The 21485-nt window shown below is 70.3% G+C and carries 16 protein-coding genes; 11 read left to right on the forward strand and 5 right to left on the reverse strand.

Going from position 1 to position 21485, the window contains the following annotated elements; genetic code table 11:
* The first annotated feature begins 45 nt into the window (after positions 1–45).
* Positions 46–894, forward strand: a complete 849-nt coding sequence (locus tag ABZT17_RS22190) for a hypothetical protein (protein WP_356351240.1) — start codon at positions 46–48, stop codon at positions 892–894.
* A 111-nt stretch (positions 895–1005) separates the two neighbouring features.
* Here the strand turns inward: ABZT17_RS22190 and ABZT17_RS22195 are convergent, their stop codons facing one another.
* On the reverse strand, positions 1006–2706 hold the full coding sequence (locus ABZT17_RS22195; RefSeq protein ID WP_356351241.1) for a hypothetical protein: 1701 nt from the start codon (positions 2704–2706) through the stop codon (positions 1006–1008).
* A 208-nt stretch (positions 2707–2914) separates the two neighbouring features.
* Here ABZT17_RS22195 and radA point away from each other — a divergent pair, with 208 nt between their 5' ends.
* Positions 2915–4324, forward strand: coding sequence for a DNA repair protein RadA (gene radA / locus ABZT17_RS22200; protein ID WP_356351242.1), 1410 nt, complete (start codon positions 2915–2917; stop codon positions 4322–4324).
* 80 nt (positions 4325–4404) lie between these two features.
* Positions 4405–5529 carry a DNA integrity scanning diadenylate cyclase DisA gene (gene disA / locus ABZT17_RS22205; protein ID WP_356351243.1) on the forward strand — a complete coding sequence of 375 codons (1125 nt, stop codon included), beginning with the start codon at positions 4405–4407 and terminating at the stop codon, positions 5527–5529.
* Between the two features lie 18 nt (positions 5530–5547).
* On the opposite strand, the gene ABZT17_RS22210 is transcribed toward disA, so the two are convergent.
* Positions 5548–6369 carry a hypothetical protein gene (locus ABZT17_RS22210; RefSeq protein ID WP_356351245.1) on the reverse strand — a complete coding sequence of 274 codons (822 nt, stop codon included), beginning with the start codon at positions 6367–6369 and terminating at the stop codon, positions 5548–5550.
* A 260-nt stretch (positions 6370–6629) separates the two neighbouring features.
* Between ABZT17_RS22210 and ABZT17_RS22215 the strand changes: the two genes are divergently transcribed.
* The 5 genes from ABZT17_RS22215 to cseC all read left to right on the forward strand — a co-directional run bounded on the left by ABZT17_RS22215 (position 6630) and on the right by cseC (position 11158).
* Positions 6630–7577: an A/G-specific adenine glycosylase gene (locus ABZT17_RS22215; protein WP_356351246.1), complete on the forward strand. Its 948-nt coding sequence runs from the start codon at positions 6630–6632 to the stop codon at positions 7575–7577.
* A 248-nt stretch (positions 7578–7825) separates the two neighbouring features.
* Positions 7826–8365: a SigE family RNA polymerase sigma factor gene (locus tag ABZT17_RS22220; RefSeq protein WP_356351247.1), complete on the forward strand. Its 540-nt coding sequence runs from the start codon at positions 7826–7828 to the stop codon at positions 8363–8365.
* Positions 8353–9000: a hypothetical protein gene (locus ABZT17_RS22225; protein ID WP_356351249.1), complete on the forward strand. Its 648-nt coding sequence runs from the start codon at positions 8353–8355 to the stop codon at positions 8998–9000. Before ABZT17_RS22220 ends, ABZT17_RS22225 begins: the two co-directional genes overlap by 13 nt.
* A gap of 104 nt (positions 9001–9104) precedes the next feature.
* Positions 9105–9809 carry a two-component system response regulator CseB gene (gene cseB, locus ABZT17_RS22230; protein ID WP_356351250.1) on the forward strand — a complete coding sequence of 235 codons (705 nt, stop codon included), beginning with the start codon at positions 9105–9107 and terminating at the stop codon, positions 9807–9809.
* Positions 9810–9826: 17 nt separating this feature from the next.
* Positions 9827–11158: a two-component system sensor histidine kinase CseC gene (gene cseC / locus ABZT17_RS22235; RefSeq protein WP_356351251.1), complete on the forward strand. Its 1332-nt coding sequence runs from the start codon at positions 9827–9829 to the stop codon at positions 11156–11158.
* A gap of 162 nt (positions 11159–11320) precedes the next feature.
* Here the strand turns inward: cseC and ABZT17_RS22240 are convergent, their stop codons facing one another.
* Positions 11321–12898, reverse strand: coding sequence for an MDR family MFS transporter (locus ABZT17_RS22240; RefSeq protein WP_356351253.1), 1578 nt, complete (start codon positions 12896–12898; stop codon positions 11321–11323).
* Positions 12899–13074: 176 nt separating this feature from the next.
* On the opposite strand from ABZT17_RS22240, the gene ABZT17_RS22245 reads away from it, so the two are divergent.
* Entirely contained in the window at positions 13075–13683 is a 609-nt protein-coding gene (locus ABZT17_RS22245; RefSeq protein ID WP_356351255.1) for a helix-turn-helix domain-containing protein, read from the forward strand.
* A 61-nt stretch (positions 13684–13744) separates the two neighbouring features.
* Here ABZT17_RS22245 and ABZT17_RS22250 read toward each other — a convergent pair whose 3' ends face one another.
* Positions 13745–14332 (reverse strand): M23 family metallopeptidase, encoded by a 588-nt coding sequence (locus ABZT17_RS22250; RefSeq protein ID WP_356351257.1) that lies wholly within the window; start codon positions 14330–14332, stop codon positions 13745–13747.
* Between the two features lie 402 nt (positions 14333–14734).
* Here ABZT17_RS22250 and ABZT17_RS22255 point away from each other — a divergent pair, with 402 nt between their 5' ends.
* The gene (locus tag ABZT17_RS22255; protein ID WP_356351258.1) at positions 14735–15334 is read left to right on the forward strand and encodes an HAD family acid phosphatase; all 600 of its coding nucleotides are present in this window, start codon (positions 14735–14737) and stop codon (positions 15332–15334) included.
* A 46-nt stretch (positions 15335–15380) separates the two neighbouring features.
* On the forward strand, positions 15381–18467 hold the full coding sequence (locus tag ABZT17_RS22260; protein ID WP_356351259.1) for an NACHT domain-containing protein: 3087 nt from the start codon (positions 15381–15383) through the stop codon (positions 18465–18467).
* Between the two features lie 60 nt (positions 18468–18527).
* Here the strand turns inward: ABZT17_RS22260 and ABZT17_RS22265 are convergent, their stop codons facing one another.
* Positions 18528–21053: an ATP-dependent Clp protease ATP-binding subunit gene (locus tag ABZT17_RS22265; RefSeq protein ID WP_356351260.1), complete on the reverse strand. Its 2526-nt coding sequence runs from the start codon at positions 21051–21053 to the stop codon at positions 18528–18530.
* Positions 21054–21485 lie beyond the last annotated feature (432 nt).

Raw genomic sequence — 21485 nt, forward strand, 5'->3', positions numbered from 1 at the left:
GGTCCTCCGTATTCCCTGGGGCCCGAGGAGCCGTAGGCTGGTCCCGTGCCAAAGACGAAAAGGGCGAAGAACGACAAGTCCGCCACGGATTCTTCGCGGGCGAAGCCACCGGGGTCGGGGAAGCTGTCGAAGAAGGACCGGGCAGCGGACGAGAAGGGGCTCGACTTCGCGCGCGCGTGGGTGGAGTTCCCTGATCCCGCGGACGACGAGCAGGTCTTCCGCTGCGATCTGACATGGCTGACCTCTCGCTGGAACTGCATCTTCGGCAGTGGCTGCCAGGGCATCCAGGCAGGCCGCGCGGACGACGGGTGCTGCACGCTGGGTGCCCACTTCTCCGACGAGGACGACGAGAAGCGCGTCGCCGAGCATGTGGCGCGGCTCACGCCGGACATCTGGCAGCACCATGACGAGGGCAGGGCGCACGGCTGGGTCTCGGAGGACGAGGACGGCGACCGCCAGACCCGCCCGTACAAGGGCTCCTGCATCTTCCAGAACCGGCCCGGGTTCGCGGGCGGCGCGGGCTGCTCGCTGCACATCCTCGCCCTGAAGGAGGGCCGCGAGCCGCTGGAGACCAAGCCGGACGTCTGCTGGCAGCTGCCGGTCCGGCGCACGTACGACTGGATCGACCGGCCCGACGACACCCGGGTGCTCCAGGTGTCGATCGGCGAGTACGACCGTCGCGGCTGGGGTCCGGGCGGCCACGACCTGCACTGGTGGTGCACGTCGGCGACCTCGGCGCACGGCGCGGGCGACCCCGTGTACGTGTCCTACCGACCGGAGCTGACCGAACTGATGGGCAAGGCCGGCTACGACCGCCTCGTCGAGCTCTGCGAGGAGCGCCTGGCCTCGCAACTCCCGCTGCTGGCACCCCATCCGGCGGACCCGACCGGCTGAGGCCACCGGGCGGCGGGGAGCGGCCGGCCGGTGCCGCGCGGGCCGCGGCCGCCGCTCTCGGCATGGCCTGCGCGTCCCCAGGGCTGCCGCGCCCTTCGCGTCCATCGGGGCCTACGGCGCTGTTGCGCTCGGGGTGGAGCCGTTGCCCGGCGGTGGGGCCGGGGTGGTCGAGGCGGACGGTGAGGGGTCGGTGGGGGTGGGGTCCGGGTCGGAGGACGAGGGCGGGTCGGTCGGGGGCGGGTCCGAAGGGGCCGGGGAAGTCGGGTCCGGGTCGGACGGTGGCGGGTCGGCGGGGCTCGTGGAGCCGGGGTCGGTCGGATCGGAGGGGCCCGGCGCGATGCCGTAGCCCTCGATGGAGACGACGGCGCCGGCCGGTGCGATCGCCACCTGGGCGCTCCAGTGGCCGGACGGCTCGCGCAGATGGTCGACGTACACCTTGATCGTGAACGTGTCGCCCGGCGCGAGGGTTCCCGACGACTTGCTGAGGTAGAGCCAGGACTGGCCGGTGGTCGCGGACCAGCGCACCGGGGCCGAGCCGGTCGTGGTGAGGGTGATCAGCGTGGTGTCGCTGCTGTTGCCCGCCGAGACGTCGAGGTCGCCCGCGCCGGCGCGGCCCGCGCCGGCGACGCTGATGACCTCCACGGAGACGTCGGGTTTGGCGCCCTTGCGGAAGCGGCCGTCGGGCCGGGTGCTGGCATTGCCGGCGTTCTCGTAGCCACCGCCGGTCGCCTCGCCGTCCAGGATGCCGGGCCCGTGCGCCTCGCTGGCGCTGGCGGAACGGCCGTCCGCGCCCTCGGCCTCCGGTGCGCCGCGGTAGGCGGCCCACAGGGCGAGCACCGGGGCGGCCACCACGGTGGCGACGACCGTGGTCGTCACGGCACGCGCGCGCAGGCGGTCGCGGCGGGCGGCGCGGTCCTTGGGATCCATCGGGAAGCCGCGCCGGTCGAACCGGGGCACGGCGGCCCCACGCGCGCGTGGGTGATGCGCGAGCGCCACGTGCAGGGCGGCGCGGGGCGCCTCCAGGACGGGCAGTTCGGCCGGGGTGACCATCGCGCCGGGCCATCGCCCCGGGATGGCCCGCTCGGCGGCCCGGCGGCAGACCGGGCAGTCGTCGACGTGCCGGACGAGTTCCTTGCGCACGGCCGAGCTGAGCACCAGCTGGTGATCGCCCGCGAGCCGGGCGACGCTCGGACAGCTGCCGGTCTCCACGACGGCGAGGGCCGCGCGCGTGCGCTCCACCTCGCAGGCGGCGGAGGCGAGCAGCTCACGGGCGCTCGCGAGGTCCATGCCGAGGACGGCAGCGACCTCGTGGGCGGCGAGGTGATGCCGTACGGCCAACTCCAGCGCCTCGCGCTGCTCCGGGGTGGTGCCGGCGGCCTCCGGCCAGGCGAGCAGGGCGAGTTCACCGCGGCGCTGCTCCAGGACCTCTTCGGATACGGGCGGCGCGGAGGGCTGCTTCTCGGCGCCGTGCCGGCCCGCCGCGTGGGTGCCCTGACGTTTCTGCTTGGCCTCGGCGAGCTTGCGCAGACAGGCCCAGCGGGCCAGGGCGTACAGCCAGGCACGGCGGTCCCCGGACGTCTCCGGGTCCCCGCGCTTCTCGGCGAGCGCGAGGACGTCGCCGAGCGCCTCGGTCGCGGTGTCGTGGTCGCACAGCACGGACAGGCAGTAGGTGAACAGCCCGTCCAGATACGGCTCGTAGCGCACGGGCGGCCGCTGCGCCAACGTACGCGCCGCGGCACGGTCACGCGCCTCCCGGCGCGCCCGGTGTGCGCCGGTGGTGCGGGTCGAGGTCTCCGGACTGCTGCTCATCATCCGTGGACGGTAGGGGGCGGAGAGCAGGGGCTTCCTCCCCCTTGAGCACATTTACTCCGTACGGGTGAAACGATCCCTCAATAGGGGACAGGAACCTTTCGTTCCGTGGCTTGTTCGAGGTGGGAGTGGCCGGTTCGCACCGGGCGCGCACCGTCCCGGCGCCCGGCCGACGCCCGCATTGTCAGTGCCTCCGGTTACGGTTCTCGACATGGCCACCCGCACCAAGACCACCAAGGACCGCCCGTCCTACCGCTGCACGGAGTGCGGCTGGCAGACGGCCAAGTGGCTCGGCCGCTGCCCCGAGTGCCAGGCGTGGGGGACCATCGAGGAGTACGGCGCGCCCGCGGTCCGTACGACGACGCCGGGCCGCGTCACCACGTCCGCGGTGCCCATCGGTCAGGTCGACGGCCGCCAGGCGACCGCCCGCTCGACCGGCGTGCCCGAGTTGGACCGGGTGCTCGGCGGCGGTCTGGTGCCCGGCGCGGTGGTGCTGCTCGCGGGCGAGCCCGGCGTCGGCAAGTCCACGCTCCTGCTGGACGTGGCCGCCAAGTCGGCGAGCGACGAGCACCGCACGCTGTACGTGACGGGTGAGGAGTCGGCGAGCCAGGTCAGGATGCGCGCCGACCGCATCAAGGCCATCCACGACCATCTGTATCTCGCCGCCGAGACCGATCTCGCCGCGGTGCTGGGCCACTTGGACGCCGTCAAGCCCTCCCTCCTCATCCTCGACTCCGTCCAGACCGTCGCCTCCCCCGAGATCGACGGCGCGCCCGGTGGCATGGCCCAGGTCCGCGAAGTCGCCGGCGCGCTCATCCGCGCCTCCAAGGAGCGCGGCATGTCCACCCTCCTCGTGGGCCATGTCACCAAGGACGGGGCGATCGCCGGCCCCCGTCTGCTCGAACACCTCGTGGACGTGGTCCTCAGCTTCGAGGGCGACCGGCACGCGCGCCTCCGTCTCGTCCGGGGCGTCAAGAACCGCTACGGCGCCACCGACGAGGTCGGCTGCTTCGAACTGCACGACGAGGGCATCACGGGCCTCGCCGACCCGAGCGGACTTTTCCTGACACGACGTGACGAACCGGTCCCGGGTACCTGTCTGACCGTCACCCTGGAGGGCCGCCGCCCCCTGGTCGCCGAAGTCCAGGCGCTCACCGTCGACTCACAGATCCCCTCCCCCCGCCGTACGACCTCCGGCCTGGAGACCTCCCGCGTCTCGATGATGCTCGCGGTCCTGGAGCAGCGTGGCCGGATCAGTGCTCTCGGCAAGCGGGACATCTACTCCGCGACGGTGGGCGGGGTGAAGCTCTCCGAGCCCGCCGCCGACCTCGCCATCGCCCTCGCGCTCGCCTCCGCCGCCAGCGACACCCCCCTGCCCAAGAACCTCGTCGCGATCGGCGAGGTCGGCCTCGCGGGCGAGGTCAGACGGGTCACGGGCGTCCAGCGCCGGCTGGCCGAAGCACACCGTCTGGGCTTCACGCACGCGCTCGTGCCGGGGGATCCCGGCAAGATCCCTGCGGGTATGAAGGTCCTGGAAGTCGCCGACATAGGAGACGCTCTGCGGGTCCTTCCGCGCTCTCGTCGCCGAGAGGCCCCACGGGACGAGGAGGACCGCCGGTAGACTTTGCCCTGGTCTCGCCCATCCGTACGAACGCAATGTGCGATGCGGGGGCGCCCAGAACCTGCGACCGGAGGAGTGCAGTGGCAGCCAACGACCGGGCAGCAGCTCCCGGAAAGTCCGGCGGGAGTTCCGGCACCGATGGCCTGATGCGCGCCTCTCTGAGCGCCGTGGCTCCCGGTACCGGCCTGCGTGACGGCCTCGAGCGCGTCCTGCGCGGCAACACCGGCGGACTCATCGTGCTCGGCTTCGACAAGAGCGTCGAGTCCATGTGTACCGGCGGCTTCATCCTGGACGTCGAGTTCACGGCGACGCGTCTGCGCGAGCTGTGCAAGCTGGACGGCGGCATCGTCATCTCGTCCGACCTGTCGAAGATCCTCCGCGCGGGCGTCCAGTTCGTCCCCGACGCGACGATCCCCACCGAGGAGACCGGCACCCGCCACCGCACGGCGGACCGTATCTCCAAGCAGGTCGGCTTCCCGGTGGTCTCCGTCTCCCAGTCGATGCGCCTGATCGCCCTCTACGTCGACGGCCAGCGCCGCGTCCTCGAGGACTCGGCGGCGATCCTCTCCCGGGCCAACCAGGCCCTCGCGACCCTGGAGCGCTACAAGCTCCGCCTGGACGAGGTCGCCGGCACCCTCTCGGCCCTGGAGATCGAGGACCTGGTCACGGTCCGGGACGTCTCCGCCGTGGCCCAGCGCCTGGAGATGGTCCGTCGTATCGCCACCGAAATCGCCGAATACGTGGTCGAACTGGGCACCGACGGCCGCCTCCTCGCCCTCCAGCTCGACGAGTTGATCGCAGGCGTCGAACCGGAACGCGAACTCGTGGTCCGCGACTACGTCCCCGAGCCCACAGCGAAACGCTCCCGCACGGTCGACGAGGCCCTCTACGAGCTCGACGCCCTCACCCACGCCGAACTCCTGGAACTCCCGACGGTGGCCCGCGCACTCGGCTACACCGGCTCCCCGGAGGCCCTCGACTCGGCGGTCTCCCCGCGCGGATTCCGCCTGCTGGCCAAGGTGCCGCGCCTCCCCGGCGCGATCATCGACCGCCTGGTGGAACACTTCGGCGGCCTGCAGAAGCTGCTCGCCGCGAGCGTGGACGACCTCCAGACGGTGGACGGCGTGGGCGAGGCCCGGGCCAGAAGCGTCCGAGAGGGCCTCTCCCGCCTGGCGGAAAGCTCAATCCTGGAACGCTACGTCTAGGAACCGGATGTCCGGTGGCTAGTCGTCCTGCAACACGAACGACGTCTGCGAAGTCCCGAATCCCGGGGCCGCCAGCTGCACCAGATAGGTCCCCGCCCCGGCCACCCCGGCCGGCGGCGTCGCACACTCGGGAGCGCTGGGCCTGCGGTCCCACTTCACGGTGTAGGTGATGCTGCTCCCGGCAGGCGCCCGGAACAGCAAACTGCCCGCGGTCTTGGGACAGTCGGCCGAGGACCAGTAGTCCTCCCCGCTGTCGGTCGACTTGGAGATCGTCAAAACCGCACTCTTGGGGCCGAGATCGACCTTGCAGGCGCTGCCGGAGGAGTTCGTAGCGGTCACCAGCAGGGCGACGGTGTCAGTGGGCCCGTAGGAGTTGTGCAGACTCCGCACACCCAACTTCACAGCGCCGGCAGCACAGTTGGGCAACGTGGTCCCGGCAGGCAGGGTGTCCCCCTGCCCGACCCCGCTTCCCGAACCCCCACCACTGCCCCCGTCGGAGCCCGTCCCGGAACCGGCGGTCCCACCGCCGCCCCCGGCAGCCCCCGAACTCCCCCCGGAATCCGACGCACCGGAGCCCCCGTCACCACCCCCGCCGCTCGACTCGTCACGCCCGCCCGGGGCTTGACTGATGGCGGGACCCGAACTCGACGGCCCCGCGGTGATGGTGGGCGCGGGCGTCCTGCCGTTGGCCCCGTCGTCCTTCTTGCCGCCGCCCCCGCCCGACGTCACGATCCACGCGATCAGCAACGCCAACAGGGCTAGGACAGACAGCAGTACAGCCCTCCGGCGCCAGTAGATGGAGGAGGGAAGCGGCCCGACAGGATTGCGCAGAGATCCCACGGCGCAAACTGTACGAGAGATCGGCGCGTTCGCTTGCCCCACCCGCCGCCCGGACGTCAACTTTTCCGGATCATCATTCCGCACCAGGCCAGTTGACGAGCCAACCCGCGGCCGCGTACGCAAGGGAGCAGGTCGTGGCAGTACGGCACGGCCCGCCGCGCACGCGTCCCGGCCTCGCCTCTCCACAGGCGCGACCCACCAAGCGCCCAAAGCGCAACCTCGGCCAAACCGCCGGAGGCACATGGCAGGATCGGAAGGCCATGACTGCGCCCACGAACACCCCCCAGACCGAAGCCCCCCACCTGGCTGACCACCCGGTCCCCCACCAGGCCCCCCTCCCGGCACTCCACTCCTCCGTCATCGACTGGTTCGCCGACCACGCCCGCGACCTTCCCTGGCGGCGCCCCGAAGCCGGCCCCTGGGGCGTGATGGTCAGCGAGTTCATGCTCCAGCAGACGCCCGTCAGCCGCGTCCTGCCCGTCTACGAGCAGTGGCTCGCCCGCTGGCCCCGCCCCGCCGACCTGGCGAAGGAGGCCCCCGGCGAGGCGGTCCGCGCCTGGGGCCGGCTCGGCTACCCGCGCCGCGCGCTCCGGCTGCACGGCGCCGCGGTCGCCATAACGGAACGGCACGGCGGCGACGTACCCACCGACCACGCCCAGCTCCTCGCCCTGCCCGGCATCGGCGAGTACACGGCCGCGGCGGTCGCCTCCTTCGCCTACGGCCAGCGCCACGCGGTCCTGGACACCAACGTCCGCCGGGTCTTCGCCCGAGCCGTCACCGGCGTCCAGTACCCGCCGAACGCCACCACCGCCGCCGAACGCAAGCTGGCCCGAGCCCTGCTGCCCGAGGACGAGCACACGGCGTCCCGGTGGGCGGCCGGGTCCATGGAGCTCGGCGCGCTGGTGTGCACCGCCAAGAACGAGTCGTGCCACCGCTGCCCCATCGCCGCCCAGTGCGCCTGGCGCCTGGCGGGCAAGCCCGAGCACGACGGCCCGCCGCGCCGCGGCCAGACGTACGCCGGCACGGACCGCCAGGTCCGCGGCAAGCTGCTCGCCGTGCTCCGCGAGGCGCACGCCCCCGTCCCGCAGTCGGCGCTGGACCGGGTGTGGCACGAGCCGGTGCAGCGCGCGAGGGCGCTCGACGGACTCGTGGCGGACGGGCTGGTGGAGCCGCTGCCCGGCGGAATGTATCGACTGCCGTCGAGCTGACACCCTCTCCGCACCGCCCCGACGGCCCCCAAATCACTCCATAGAGGCATATGCAGCCGCACGCCTTTACCCCGTTCCTACGTCCGTTACACAACCGACGGACAGCCGATTGCCGGCCGAGGGCTGGTTCGCACAGCGCCGTGACAACGGATCCCTAACTTCATTGACGTGCCCGGCGGACCGGGACGACGAAGAAGAAACCGACGGCGAAAGGGCCGGCCGGCAACGGGGATCAGGAGGCGGTTCACATGGCGCAGGGCGAGGTGCTCGAGTTCGAGGAGTACGTCCGCACCCGGCAGGACGCGCTGTTGCGCAGTGCCCGCCGGCTGGTCCCGGACCCGACGGACGCCCAGGACCTCCTGCAGACGGCCCTCGTGCGGACGTACGGCCGCTGGGAGGGCATCGCGGACAAGCGGCTCGCGGACGCCTATCTGCGCCGGGTGATGATCAACACCCGTACCGAGTGGTGGCGGGCCCGCAAACTGGAGGAAGTCCCCACCGAGCAGCTGCCGGACGCCAGCGTCGACGACTCCACCGAGCAGCACGCGGACCGCGCGCTTCTTATGGACATCATGAAAGTTCTGGCGCCGAAGCAGCGCAGCGTCGTCGTGCTGCGACACTGGGAGCAGATGTCCACGGAGGAGACGGCCGCGGCCCTCGGCATGTCGGCCGGCACGGTCAAGAGCACGCTGCACCGGGCGCTCGCCCGGCTCCGCGAGGAGCTGGAGAGCCGCGACCTGGACGCACGGGCTCTGGAGTACGAGGAGCGGGAGCGTTGCGCGGTCTGATCCCCGCGGGGCCCGAGGCGGCCCGGGGGAACCTGCAGGCGGCGTTCACGGCGGTGGCCGTGCTCGCCGCCCTCGCCCTTTTGGTCTCGGGGTGCGCCACCGGCGGCACCGGGGCACGGGACGAGGGTCCGGCCCACGCCGACTCGGTGGCGGGCGTCGCGGCCACGCCCACACCCGGCCCCGCACAGACCGCGGACCACGTGGACGCGGTCAAGCTCGTCAAGGACGATCCCGCCGTCTCGGCGGAGGTCAAGCGCGACCTGAAGCCGTGCGTGGCCGACGAGTACCCGGTCGACGTGTCGTACGGCGAGCTGACCGGCGGCTCGGTCGACGACGTCGTGGTGAACGTGCTGACCTGCGGGGACGCGGTGGGGATGGGCTCGTACGTGTATCGCGAGGAGGGCGGCCGGTACGAGAATGTGTTCCAGGCCGAGGAGCCTCCGGTCTACGCGGAGATAGACCGCGGCGACCTCGTGGTGACCAAGCAGGTGTACGAGAAGGGTGATCCGGTGTCGAGTCCGTCCGGCGAGATCGTCACGACGTACAGCTGGAGCACCGACCACTTCACCGCGAGGTACCACACGCGCAACGACTACTCCAACGCCGTCGGAGCCAGCCCCTCGCCCTCGTCATGACGATGCCGTGATGTAGAACCCGTCCTACGAGACAGGTGAACCGATCGGGCCGCTCCGGCCGATGTACGGACGACGGCACCACCACGAGAACTGAGAGCAACGGGATGGCAGACCAGACCCACGTCCTGTTCGTCGAGGACGACGATGTCATCCGCGAGGCCACCCAGCTCGCCCTGGAGCGGGACGGCTTCGCGGTCACCGCCATGCCCGACGGTCTGTCGGGCCTGGAGGCGTTCCGGGCGAACCGCCCCGACATCGCGCTGCTCGACGTCATGGTGCCCGGCCTCGACGGGGTCAGCCTGTGCCGTCGTATCCGCGACGAGTCGACCGTGCCGGTGATCATGCTGTCGGCGCGCGCCGACTCGATCGACGTGGTGCTGGGCCTGGAGGCGGGCGCCGACGACTACGTGACCAAGCCGTTCGACGGCGCCGTGCTGGTGGCCCGGATCCGTGCGGTGCTACGGCGGTTCGGGCACGCGAGCGGCGGCGAGAAGCCGGACGAGGGTGGGGCCGAGGTCGCCGGAGGGGTGCTGACCTTCGGCGAACTGGAGATCGACACCGAGGGCATGGAGGTGCGCCGGGCCGGTCTGCCGGTGGCGCTGACGCCGACCGAGATGCGGCTGCTGCTGGAGTTCTCCTCCGCGCCGGGCACGGTCCTGTCGCGGGACAAGCTGCTGGAGCGCGTGTGGGACTACGGCTGGGGCGGGGACACCCGGGTGGTGGACGTCCATGTGCAGCGGTTGCGTACGAAGATCGGCCAGGACCGGATCGAGACGGTCCGTGGTTTCGGCTACAAGTTGAAGGCCTGAGCGGGGACGTCGGGGACATGCGGGGGATCTTCGGGAGACCGAGCCGGAGCGCGGGGATTCGTACGGGGCTGCGCTGGAAGCTCAGCGCCGCGATCGCGCTGGTCGGCGCGCTGGTGGCGATCGCGCTGAGCCTGGTCGTGCACAACGCGGCCCGGGTGTCGATGCTGGACAACGCGCGCGACCTGGCCGACGAACGCATCCAGGTCGCCCAGCGCAACTACGAGCTGTCCGGCCGCCCCAACTTCCCCAACGTCCAGAAGGACGACCCCGAGCTGCCCTCGGCGCTGCGGGTGAAGATGGAGGAGGGCCGGCGCGCGACCTACATCACCGACCGCGCGAACGGCGTGCCGGACATCTGGGCCGCCGTACCCGTCAAGGACGGGCATGTGCTGTCGCTGCACTCCGGGTTCACCGACCGCAGCGTGGACATCCTCAAGGATCTCGACCAGGCGCTGGTCATCGGTTCCATCGCGGTCGTCCTCGGCGGCAGCGCGCTGGGCGTGCTGATCGGCGGGCAGCTCTCGCGCCGGCTGCGCAAGGCGGCGGCCGCGGCCAACCAGGTCGCCAGGGGCGAGCCGGACGTGCGGGTGCGGGACGCCATCGGCGGTGTCGTACGGGACGAGACCGACGACCTCGCGAGCGCGGTGGACGCCATGGCGGACGCCTTGCAGCAGCGGTTGGAGGCCGAGCGCCGGGTCACCGCGGACATCGCGCACGAGCTGCGCACGCCGGTGACCGGGCTGCTGACGGCGGCCGAGCTGCTGCCTCCCGGCCGTCCCACCGAGCTGGTGCTCGACCGGGCGAAGGCCATGCGCACCCTCGTCGAGGACGTCCTGGAGGTGGCCCGCCTGGACGGGGCCTCCGAGCGGGCCGAGCTGCAGGACCTGATGCTCGGCGAGTTCGTCGCCCGGCGGGTGGCGGCGAAGGACCCGAACGCCGAGGTGCGGGTGGTCCACGAGTCGATGGTCACGACCGACCCCCGCCGTCTGGAGCGTGTCCTGTTCAACCTGCTCGCCAACGCGGCCCGGCACGGCAAGCCCCCGATCCAGGTCACCGTCGAGGGCCGTGTCATCCGCGTCCGCGACCACGGGCCCGGCTTCCCGTCCGACCTCCTCGCGGACGGCCCGAGCCGCTTCCGCACGGGCAGCTCCGACCGCTCGGGCCACGGCCACGGCCTGGGCCTGACGATCGCGGCCGGTCAGGCGCGGGTGCTGGGCGCCCGGCTGACGTTCCGCAACGTCCGCCCGGCCGGCGCCCCCGACCACGTCCCGGCGGAGGGCGCGGTCGCGGTCCTGTGGCTCCCGGAACACGCCCCGACGAACACGGGCAGCTACCCGATGATGCCGTAGAACAACCAACCCGCCCACCGGCGTCCTCGGCAGCCGCGACCGCCGCTCGCCGCGCATGACGAAGGCCCCCGGGGCGGACACCCACCGGGGACCTTCAGCTCACTGGTGTTCAGATGTTCGTCGGACCGCCTCGACTGTTCGTCGGACCGCCCCGACTGTTCCTCAGACCGCCTCGACGACCGGCGTCTGCACCGCGGTCTCCTCCGTCGCCCCTTCCGGCTTCGGCCCGGCGCCCCGCAGCGCGACCTCCTTCACGAACACCGCAGCCACGAGTGCGACCACGGCCACGATGGATCCCAGCAGGAAGGCGGAGTGCGTGCCCGCGGACACCGCGTGCTGGTACGCCTCCCGCGCCACGGCCGGCAGCTTCTCCAGGCTCTTCGCGTCCAGCTGCGCCGACTTCTCGGTGATCTTCGAACCCAGCGACCCGGCCCGCTCGGCCATCACGTGCTGCACCCGGTTGTTGAACAGCGCGCCCATGATGGCGACACCGAAGGACGAGCCCAGCGTCCGGAACAGGGTCGTCGAGGAGGACGCGACACCCATGTCCTTCATCTCGACGCTGTTCTGCGCGACCAGCATGGTGATCTGCATCAGGCAGCCCATGCCCAGGCCGACGACCGCCATGAACACACCGGACGTGAACCGCGAGGTCCCGGTGTCCATCGTGGAGAGCAGGTACAGCCCGATGATCATCAGCACACTGCCGACGACCGGGAACACCTTGTACCTGCCGGTGTTGGTGGTCACCCGGCCGGCCACCATCGAGGTCACCAGCATCGCGCCGAGCATCGGCAGGAGCAGCAGCCCGGAGTTGGTCGCGGAGGCGCCCTGGACCGACTGCTGGTACAGCGGCAGGAAGAGCGTCGCCCCGAACATCACGAAGCCGGTGATGAAGCCGATGATCGACATCAGCGTGAAGTTGCGGCTGCGGAAGATGTGCAGCGGCACGACCGGCTCGGCGGCCTTGGTCTGCCAGAAGACGAACCCGATCAGTGAGGCCACACCGATGCCGATGAGCTCCATGATCCGCGCGGACGTCCAGGCGTACTCCGTGCCGCCCCAGGTGGTGACCAGCACGATCGAGGTGATGCCGACCGTCAGCAGGACGACGCCCAGGTAGTCGATCCCGGCCTTGGACCGCTTCTTCGGCAGATGCAGCACCACGCTGATCAGACCGAGCGCGACCACGCCGAGCGGCAGGTTGATGTAGAAGGACCAGCGCCAGCCCCAGTTGTCGGTGATGGTGCCGCCGACCAGCGGTCCGCCGATCATGGCGAGTGCCATGACGCCGGCCATCATGCCCTGGTACTTGCCGCGCTCCCGGGGCGGGATCAGGTCGCCGATGATCGCCATGACGCCGACCATGAGACCACCGGCACCGAGACCCTGCACGGCCCGGAAGCCGATCAGCTCGCTCATGTTCTGGGCCATGCCGCTGAGCGCGGAGCCGATCAGGAAGATCACGATCGAGGTCATGAAGGTGGCCTTGCGGCCGTACATGTCACCGAGCTTGCCCCACACCGGGGTCGAGGCCGCGGTGGCCAGCGTGTACGCCGTCACCACCCACGAGAGGTGTTCGAGTCCGCCGAGCTCGCCCACGATCGTCGGCATCGCGGTGCCCACGATCATGTTGTCGAGCATCGCGAGCATCATGGTGATCATCAGCGCCAGCAGTACGACCCGTACGCTCTTCGGCTGTTTGTCCGGCTTGGTCTCGACTGTCCCTGTGTCCGCCATCGTTGCCCACTCCCCTGGGTACCGCGGTTGCTTCTGCTTTCCCCCCGGCCGGCTACTTACTTGCCGCCCGGCTAGTTGACTACACTGGTGAAGGTAGACCCGTAACTAGCCGGGCGTCAAGTAAGTTTTCTAGTCGGTCGGCAGGTCAGTTCGCAGGGGGCGTGAGGAGCGCGAGAATGGGCGGCACGATGGACGGCACCAAGCGGCAGCGCCGCGGTAACACTCGCCAGCGGATCCAGGACGTGGCGCTCGAACTCTTCGCCGAGCAGGGCTACGAGAAGACCTCACTGCGCGAGATCGCGGAGAGCCTGGACGTCACCAAGGCCGCGCTCTACTACCACTTCAAGACCAAGGAAGAGATCCTCGTCAGCATCTTCGAGGACCTCTCCCAGCCGATCGAGGAACTGATCGACTGGGGCAGGCGGCAGCCGCACACCCTGGAGACCAAGCAGGAGATCATCCGCCGCTACAACGAGGCGCTGTCCGAGGCGCTTCCGCTCTTCCGCTTCATGCAGGAGAACCAGGCGACGGTGAAGGAACTCCGCATCGGTGAGCTCTTCCGCAACCGCATGATGGGCATGCGCGACATCCTCATCGACCCGGACGCGGACCTGGTCGACCAGGTCCGCTGCGTCAGCGCGGTCTTCACGATGCACGCCGGCATGTTCGCCCTGAACGACCTCCCGGGCACCGAGGAGCAGAAGCGCGCTGCGGTCCTGGAGGTCGCGACGGCACTGGTCACCCAGGCCCACGAGGGCACGCACGCGCGCGTGGAGGCCCCGTAGCGTCAGCGCCCGTTGACGACGCCGACGCCTTGGACGACGTCGGCGTCATCGACGCCGCCTCCTAGAGGCTCAGGCCCTTGGCACGGAGGAAGGCGACGGGGTCTATCGCGGAGCCGTAGTTGGCGGTCCTACGGATCTCGAAGTGCAGGTGCGGGCCGCTGGAGTTGCCGGTGTTCCCGGACAGGGCGATGTGCTGGCCGGTCCTGACGACCTGGCCGACCTTGACATCGATCCGGGAGAGATGGGCGTACTGCGAGTAGGTCCCGTTGCCGTGCTTGATCACGATCGCGTTCCCGTACGCGGGCCCGTCACCGGCGCCGTTGCCGCCGGCCTTGACGACGGTGCCGCCGTGCGCGGCGACGACCTCGGTGCCGCTGGCCACGGCGAAGTCCTGACCGCTGTGGGTGGACGTCCACATGCTGCCCGCCTGGGCGAAGCGCGCGGAGAGCTTGTACTTCTTCACCGGGTGCACCCAGGCGGCGGCCTTCTTGGCGGCGGCGACACTGACGGTGCCGGTGGCGGAGGTGTCGGCGGCGGACGCGACGCCGGCCCCCAGCACGACCGACGCACCGAGACCGACGGCCAGGACGGCCGCGCGGGTGCGCAGCGAGGACGTACGGGAAGAACGGGACGGGACACGCGCGAACATCAGGACCTCGGGGGTTCGGGGACAGAAAAACCACCCGGCGCGCAGACGGCCGCCGGATGGACCACCCCTTGGTAACCCGCTCCCCGGCCGACCCCAAAACCCGAGATCTACGACGAAAACTAGTAATTCAACCCAAAACTTTCCCTGCCTTGACAGGGAATTCCGGGTCAAAAATCCCTTTTCACCCCACCGCGGCGATCAACTATCAGCCCTAGTAACGGACAAATCGCCTGTGCGGCATGTCACCGGCTGTATCCAGAACTGCCCCGAGGAATCCCCAACGCCATGTGATGCACATCTCTGGCGACTTACCGCCCAGTAACCCTACGGTTCCCCTCGCGCCACCCTCGCCCAGCAGCATGCACCCGACAACGACATACAGACGCGAGAGGACCCCAACCCATGACCGACAGACGCCCCTGGGCACGCCGCACAGCCGTCACCGCCGTCTCGGCCTCCGCCCTGCTGGCCCTCGCCGCCCCCGCGAACGCGGCGACGAGCACCGGGGACGTCGACTACGCGACCTGGCAGCAGGACTGCCGGACGGTGATGGACCAGGCCCTCCCCTACCTCGAGCAGCGCACAGCCGCCGCCAGGCCGGGCGAGAAGCAGGCGATCGTCTTCGACATCGACAACACCACCCTGGAGACCGACTACGGCTTCAGCTACCCGCAGCCCGCCAACAAGCCGGTCCTGAACGTCGCCAAGTACGCCCAGGAGCACGGAGTCTCCCTCTTCTTCGTCACCGCCCGCCCGGGCATCATCCACCTGCCCACCGAGTACAACCTCGAGTACGACGGCTACAAGGTCTCCGGCCTCTACGCCCGCGGTCTCTTCGACCTCTTCAAGGACGTCGCCGCCTACAAGACGGCCCAGCGCGTCGACATCGAGAACAAGGGCTACGACATCATCGCCAACATCGGCAACAGCACCACCGACCTCACCGGCGGCCACGCCGACAGGACGTTCAAACTCCCGGATTACGACGGTCAGTTGTCATAGCCCCCGGCTAGGCTCCATCCGTAGGCGCGAGTCACGGGGGTGGCGGATGGAGCCCACGGTGCTGGGCAGCAAGCTGGCGTCGAGCCTGGTCGGCCCGCTGGTGAAGAAGCTGTTCGCGGCGGACCAGCCGGGTGCCGGGCTGGTCGAGAGGCCCGTACGGCTGAAGGACCTGGTGTCGTTCCGGGGAGAGAAGCGGACGCTGGGCGAGAAGGAGGTGCGCAAGCTCGCCGAGCACCTGGTCGCCCAGGCGGTCGAGTCACCGGGCGAACCGCCCTTCCCTGCCGACGAACAGACCGCCGTGGCCGATGCCCTGGCCTGCCGGCTGCTCGCCCTCGGCGACCTGGACATGGACGACGTCCAGGCCGTGGAGCTGGGCAGCGCCGAACTGGCCCGGCGACTGCGCCGGCAGGCCCCGCCTCCCGACGGCCTCTCCACGGACGCCGGCGTCTTCCTCGACTCGGCGACCGAGTGGGCCTGCCTCCAGATCCTGGAGTTCTTCACCCGCCGCTCCACCTTCGTGGCGCGCACGCTGGTGGAACAGACCCGGGTGCAGGGCGAACTCATCGCCAAGGTGGACGAGTTGCTCGCCCGCGCCCCTCGCCCCGATTCCCGCGACACCGCCTTCGAGCGCGGCTATCTCAAGTACGTCGCCACGAAGCACGGCAAGCTCACCATCTACGGCGTCGACCTCACCAACTCCCCGGACCGCTGGCCCCTCGACGCCGCCTACCTCAGCCTGGACGTGATCGGGCGCGGTGAGGAACTGCCCTTCGCCCCGCCCTCCGCCGCGCCCGTCTCCGCCCCCGCCGACCAGGCCCTGTCCGGCCACGACCGGGTCCTCCTGCGCGGGGGCGCGGGCTCGGGCAAGACCACCCTGATCCAGTGGCTCGCCGTCTCCGCGGCGACCGACGCCACCGACCGCATGGCCTATCTCACCGGCCGTATCCCCTTCGTCCTCCCGCTGCGCACCCTGACGCGCCACGGCCAGGGCCTCCCGGCCCCCGCCCACTTCCTGGCCGCCGTCGGCTGCCCTCTGGCCGGCTCGCAGCCGGAGGGCTGGGAGAGCCGCGTCCTGTCCGCCGGCCGCGCACTCGTCCTGGTCGACGGCCTCGACGAGGTCCCCGAGCCCGAACGGGCACGCGCCCGCACCTGGTTGCGCGACCTCCTGGAGACGTTCCCCGGCAACCGCTGGCTCGTCACCTCCCGTCCCTCGGCCGTCCGCGAGGACTGGCTCGCCGCGGACGGATTCACCGAGCTGGGACTGTCCTCCATGAGCCCGTCGGACGTGGCTTCCTTCATCAGGCGCTGGCACCGCGCGGCCGCCACCGGAGTCCCCGACGAGGACCTGCTGCTGCCCGCCTACGAGGCCCAGCTGCTCGACGCCGTACGCACCAAGCCCGACCTCGGCCGCCTCGCCACCAACCCCCTGATGTGCGGCCTGATCTGCGCCCTGCACCGCGACCGGCGCGGCTATCTCCCGCACGGGCGGAAGGAGTTGTACGACTCCGCCCTCTCGATGCTCCTGGTCCGCCGCGACCGGGAGCGGGACGTGTCGGGGCCGGAGCTGAGCGAGGAGCCCCAGCTCCAGCTGCTGCACCGGCTCGCGTACTGGCTGATCCGCAACGGCCGTACGGAGATGGACCGCAGCCGGGCGGAGAACATCATCGGGGAGGTGCTGCCGGCGATTCCGACGGCGCGGGTGCTCGGGGACGCGCATGCGGTACTGCGGCACTTCCTCGTCCGGACAGGGCTGCTGCTGTCGCCCACCCCGGACACGATCCACTTCGTGCACCGGACGTTCCAGGACTATCTGGGGGCCAGGGCGGCCGTGGAGGCGGGTGACTTCGGGCTGCTGGCCGAGCACGCGGGCGACGACCAGTGGGCGGACGTGATCCGTATGGCGGTGGCGCAGGGACGCCCGCGGGAGCGGGCCGAGCTGCTGGGGCTGCTGACGGGGTCGGCGGACAAGCGGGGACACCTGCTGGCGATGGCGTGCCTGGAGCACGCGACGGAACTGGATCCGGTCGTACGGCGTCGGATCGAGGAACTGACGGCGACGCTGCTGCCGCCGGCCACGACGGAGGAGGCCAAGCAGCTGGCGGCGGCCGGTCCCCTGGTCCTGGAGCTGCTGCCGGGCCCGGCGGGCCTGTCGGACGACGAGGCCGAGGCGGTGACGGCGACGGCCGCACTGGTCGGTACGGATGCCGCGGTACCGGTACTCGCGCGGTTCCGGGACCATCCGGCGCACCGGGTCCGCCTCACCCTGATACGTGCCTGGGAGCGCTTCGACGCGGAGGTGTACGCGGACGACGTGCTCGCCCACGTCGAGAGCCACGACCTCTACGTCTTCCTCAGCACGGCCCAGCACATACGGGCCCTGCCGCTACTGGGGCCCCGGGCGTGTATCGCCGTCACGGGCAACCACGCGCTCCCGGATCTGCTGAGCACACTGCCCGAGGGCGTGAAGAGCCTGGCCCTCTACGAGAACGAGCTGCTGAACGATCTGCGTCCGCTGACCGCCCTGGGCTCACTGCGCAGTCTGCTTCTGGCCCGCAGCGCCGACGTACACGATCTCTCGCCACTGGCCGAGACGGGTCTGCGTGATCTGAGCCTGCACGGGCTGGGCGAACTGTCCGGCCTGAACCGTCTCGACGCCCTGGAGTCCCTCACCCTGGTGACTCCCCTCTCCGGTGGCGGGCTGGCCGCCCTGCCCCAGGACGCGCCGCTGACCTCGCTCAGCCTGGCGGGAGAGTTCGTCACGGCCACCGGACTGCGTGGCCTGAGCCACTGGTCGACGCTGGAGAATCTCAGCCTCTGGGGAGACATCGACGCGCCTCTGGGCCCGCGGGACTGGTCCGAGGTCGCCGGGCTTCCTCGCCTCGCCCGTCTGACGATCGAGGCGGGGCTCGTCCCCCGGCTCGTGGATGCCCCGCACCTGCCCGCGATCGCGGACCTGCACGTCTCACGCTTTCGGGAGGACACGGATCTGACACCGCTGTCCCGATGCTGCCCCCAGGTGAGGACGGTCACCCTGCACGCGGAGCGATCCACGCCGTCGGATCCGGCCCCCTACGCCGCCCTCTTCCCGCACGCCGAGGTCACCCTGGAGCCCGCCCACTTCGCCGCCTTCTGACCGAACGAAAGGGGCCGGTGCCCGAAGGCACCGGCCCCTCTCACGGCTCACCCCGCAGGGCTACGCCTCCTTGCTCAGGTTCGGACCCGCTCCGCCGGCCGCCTGCTCGATCGGCGGAACGTCCGGCAGTGCCGACTTCTCCTCGCCGCGGAAGGTGAAGGTCTGGGTCTCGCCCTCGCCCTCCGTGTCCACGACCACGATGTGACCGGGACGCAGCTCGCCGAAGAGGATCTTCTCCGACAGCGTGTCCTCGATCTCGCGCTGGATCGTGCGCCGCAGCGGACGCGCGCCCAGCACCGGGTCGTAACCCTTCTTGGACAGCAGCTCCTTCGCGGACTGGGAGAGCTCGATGCCCATGTCCCGGTCCTTGAGGCGCTCGTCGACCTTGCCGACCATGAGGTCGACGATCGCGAGGATGTCCGCCTGGGTGAGCTGCGGGAAGACGACCACGTCGTCGACGCGGTTGAGGAACTCGGGGCGGAAGTGCTGCTTGAGCTCGTCCGAGACCTTGTTCTTCATGCGCTCGTAGTTGGACTTGGTGTCACCCGAGGCCGCGAAGCCCAGGTTGAAGCCCTTGGAGATGTCCCGGGTGCCGAGGTTGGTCGTCATGATGATGACCGTGTTCTTGAAGTCCACGACCCGGCCCTGGGAGTCGGTCAGCCGACCGTCCTCCAGGATCTGCAGCAGCGAGTTGAAGATGTCTGGGTGGGCCTTCTCCACCTCGTCGAAGAGGACGACGGAGAACGGCTTGCGCCGCACCTTCTCGGTCAGCTGGCCGCCCTCTTCGTAGCCCACGTAGCCGGGGGGCGAACCGAAGAGACGCGAGACCGTGTGCTTCTCGCTGAACTCCGACATGTCGAGGGAGATCAGCGCGTCCTCGTCACCGAAGAGGAACTCCGCGAGCGCCTTGGACAGCTCGGTCTTACCGACACCGGACGGGCCGGCGAAGATGAACGAACCACCGGGACGCTTCGGGTCCTTGAGGCCCGCACGCGTACGACGGATCGCCTTCGACAGCGCCTTGACGGCGTCCTTCTGGCCGATGACCCGCTTGTGGAGCTCGTCCTCCATGCGCAGCAGACGCGAGGACTCCTCCTCGGTCAGCTTGAAGACCGGGATGCCGGTGGCGGTCGCGAGGACCTCGGCGATCAGCTCGCCGTCGACCTCGGCGACGACGTCCATGTCGCCGGCCTTCCACTCCTTCTCCCGCTTGGCCTTGGCGGCCAGGAGCTGCTTCTCCTTGTCGCGGAGGGAGGCGGCCTTCTCGAAGTCCTGCGAGTCGATCGCGGACTCCTTGTCGCGGCGCACGCCCGCGATCTTCTCGTCGAACTCGCGGAGGTCCGGCGGAGCGGTCATCCGGCGGATGCGCATCCGGGAACCGGCCTCGTCGATCAGGTCGATCGCCTTGTCCGGCAGGAAGCGGTCCGAGATGTACCGGTCGGCCAGGGTCGCGGCCTGGACGAGGGCCTCGTCCGTGATGGAGACACGGTGGTGGGCCTCGTACCGGTCGCGCAGACCCTTGAGGATCTCGATGGTGTGCGGGAGCGAGGGCTCGGCGACCTGGATGGGCTGGAAGCGGCGCTCCAGGGCCGCGTCCTTCTCCAGGTGCTTGCGGTACTCGTCCAGCGTGGTGGCACCGATGGTCTGGAGCTCACCGCGGGCCAGCATCGGCTTCAGGATCGAAGCCGCGTCGATGGCGCCCTCGGCGGCACCCGCTCCGACCAGCGTGTGCAGCTCGTCGATGAACAGGATGATGTCGCCGCGGGTGCGGATCTCCTTGAGCACCTTCTTCAGGCGCTCCTCGAAGTCACCGCGGTAGCGGGAGCCGGCGACCAGCGCGCCGAGGTCGAGGGTGTAGAGGTGCTTGTCCTTGAGGGTCTCGGGCACCTCGCCCTTGACGATGGCCTGGGCGAGACCCTCGACGACGGCGGTCTTGCCGACGCCGGGCTCACCGATCAGGACCGGGTTGTTCTTGGTACGGCGGGACAGCACCTGCATGACCCGCTCGATCTCCTTCTCGCGCCCGATGACCGGGTCGAGCTTGGACTCACGAGCGGCCTGGGTGAGGTTCCGGCCGAACTGGTCGAGGACCAGGGACGTCGAGGGGGTGCCCTCGGCAGGCCCGCCGGCGGTGGCGGTCTCCTTGCCCTGGTAGCCGGAGAGCAGCTGGATGACCTGCTGCCGCACCCGGTTGAGATCGGCGCCCAGCTTGACCAGGACCTGGGCGGCGACGCCCTCGCCCTCACGGATCAGGCCGAGCAGGATGTGCTCCGTGCCGATGTAGTTGTGACCCAGCTGAAGGGCCTCGCGGAGCGACAGCTCCAGGACCTTCTTGGCACGGGGGGTGAAGGGGATGTGCCCGGACGGGGCCTGCTGGCCCTGGCCGATGATCTCCTCCACCTGCTGGCGGACCGCCTCGAGCGAAATCCCGAGGCTCTCAAGGGCCTTGGCGGCGACACCCTCACCCTCGTGGATCAGGCCCAGGAGGATGTGCTCGGTGCCGATGTAGTTGTGGTTGAGCATCCGGGCTTCTTCCTGAGCCAGGACGACAACCCGCCGCGCGCGGTCGGTGAACCTCTCGAACATCGTTAATCGCTCCTCAGAGCGGTCAGGCAGTGGGGGGAACTTCCCCTCCCTGTCCTTCCGCAGCTTAGTCCCGCAAGCGGGGACCGCTCATTCCAACTGCCGACACCGGACCGAGAACCAACACTTCCTCCTGACCCCGAACGCCGACATATGCTCCAACCCGATGGTGCGAGACGATGTTCCCGCAGGCCAGGCAGTTACCCTCACCATCAGTACGCCGATGGCGAACGTGAGACGCCCGGTTCTGCGTGTCGCCCCCTCCCACTAGGGATGTCTTACCCGCTGGGACTGACACTCCATGCCGCGCGCACCGGTTCCCTCCGCTATGGGCGAACAACCTTGCGCCTCGTCACACCCTCGCACGCCCCCATTTCCGGCACTCTGCGCATTCGTCGAAACACCCAGCGTAACTCGCGGCGTCTTCCCGCGGTT

Source organism: Streptomyces sp. NPDC005648, assembly GCF_040605395.1.
Lineage (GTDB): Bacteria > Actinomycetota > Actinomycetes > Streptomycetales > Streptomycetaceae > Streptomyces.

What these genes read in the sequence shown, in the direction of transcription:
- ABZT17_RS22260 (WP_356351259.1), top strand. Translation starts at nt 15,381, where the DNA reads ATGGAGCCCACGGTGCTGGGCAGCAAGCTGGCGTCGAGCCTGGTCGGC.
- ABZT17_RS22220 (WP_356351247.1), top strand. Translation starts at nt 7,826, where the DNA reads ATGGCGCAGGGCGAGGTGCTCGAGTTCGAGGAGTACGTCCGCACCCGG.
- ABZT17_RS22265 (WP_356351260.1), bottom strand. Translation starts at nt 21,053, where the DNA reads ATGTTCGAGAGGTTCACCGACCGCGCGCGGCGGGTTGTCGTCCTGGCT.
- ABZT17_RS22215 (WP_356351246.1), top strand. Translation starts at nt 6,630, where the DNA reads ATGACTGCGCCCACGAACACCCCCCAGACCGAAGCCCCCCACCTGGCT.
- ABZT17_RS22240 (WP_356351253.1), bottom strand. Translation starts at nt 12,898, where the DNA reads ATGGCGGACACAGGGACAGTCGAGACCAAGCCGGACAAACAGCCGAAG.
- ABZT17_RS22245 (WP_356351255.1), top strand. Translation starts at nt 13,075, where the DNA reads ATGGGCGGCACGATGGACGGCACCAAGCGGCAGCGCCGCGGTAACACT.
- cseC (WP_356351251.1), top strand. Translation starts at nt 9,827, where the DNA reads ATGCGGGGGATCTTCGGGAGACCGAGCCGGAGCGCGGGGATTCGTACG.
- ABZT17_RS22195 (WP_356351241.1), bottom strand. Translation starts at nt 2,706, where the DNA reads ATGATGAGCAGCAGTCCGGAGACCTCGACCCGCACCACCGGCGCACAC.
- radA (WP_356351242.1), top strand. Translation starts at nt 2,915, where the DNA reads ATGGCCACCCGCACCAAGACCACCAAGGACCGCCCGTCCTACCGCTGC.
- ABZT17_RS22250 (WP_356351257.1), bottom strand. Translation starts at nt 14,332, where the DNA reads ATGTTCGCGCGTGTCCCGTCCCGTTCTTCCCGTACGTCCTCGCTGCGC.
- ABZT17_RS22255 (WP_356351258.1), top strand. Translation starts at nt 14,735, where the DNA reads ATGACCGACAGACGCCCCTGGGCACGCCGCACAGCCGTCACCGCCGTC.
- cseB (WP_356351250.1), top strand. Translation starts at nt 9,105, where the DNA reads ATGGCAGACCAGACCCACGTCCTGTTCGTCGAGGACGACGATGTCATC.